Annotated in this window: 2 protein-coding genes; both read right to left on the bottom strand. The window is 44.3% G+C overall.

The window, feature by feature from the left end; translation table 11 throughout:
• The coding region (locus A3735_RS06750; protein ID WP_068637804.1) for a helix-turn-helix domain-containing protein at positions 1–156 on the bottom strand (156 nt) is incomplete at its 3' end.
• 118 nt (positions 157–274) lie between these two features.
• The coding region (locus tag A3735_RS06745) for a sulfite exporter TauE/SafE family protein (RefSeq protein WP_068637802.1) at positions 275–972 on the bottom strand (698 nt) is incomplete at its 5' end.

Genomic DNA, 972 nt, shown 5'->3' with positions numbered 1-972 from the left:
ATACTTAATAACAGCATCTTCAGGAAACATGAGCTCGCTTCCTTGTTTAACGCTTTTAATTAAGCTCTCGCGGGCATAGCGTTTCACCGTAACTTCGGTTTTTCCCATCATTGCGCTTGCTTCAGCGAGTGTTAGTAACTTTTCTCCGCCTGACATACTTTGCTCCAAATAATATTAGTCGTAAAAAATCGAATATGTGAATTAGAGTATAGTTAATGCAAATAATATTTCCTGAATTGTTTGTAGCATTAAGTTAATTTTATGTTTCGAGCATTTAACTGAGGAGCGCGGCAATGCTTGCAAATATAGTCATAATAAACAGGAACCACTTTAGCGTATTCTGACTGACATTAATTGTGATCTTCACAGCCAGGTAAGCACCTGCAACAGAACCGACCGCGAGCAAGAGGCCTGGCGCCCACCATACTTGGTCCCGCCATACAAAAAGACCGAGAGCAACTAGAGTAAAACCGAGTGTGCACACCACCTTTAGCGCGTTGGTTCGAGCCAGATCGTAACGGAGGCCTCCAGCAATCGCAGCAATTAAAATAAAACCAACGCCCGCTTGGACGAACCCACCGTAAAACCCGGCTATAAAAAGCATTGGTATAGATTGCTTTTGCTCCATTACTGAAAAAGCCTTGGTGCCTTCAGTTACCGCAATAGCGGAGGGCTTAAATAAGATTATGCCGGCCATGATAATCATCGCGCCGAGCAAGGTTGGTTTCAGGTAGTCAGCAGGCATATAAGAGGCGAATGCAGCACCAACAAGCCCGCCAAGCATGGTGACAAGCAGAATAGATTTGATATCGGGAATATCAAGCTTTCCGTGCTTGGCAAAACCTCTGTATGCAGTAAACGATTGAAGTACGACACTGACTCGATTAGTCGCATTTGCAATGTCGGGAGGAATCCCCATTACCATTAATGCTGGAATTGTAAGATTGGAGCCTCCACCAGCCATGGTGTTTA

It is taken from the genome of Oleiphilus sp. HI0061 (assembly GCF_001635675.1).
This window is presented reverse-complemented; position numbering and strand designations above follow the sequence as displayed.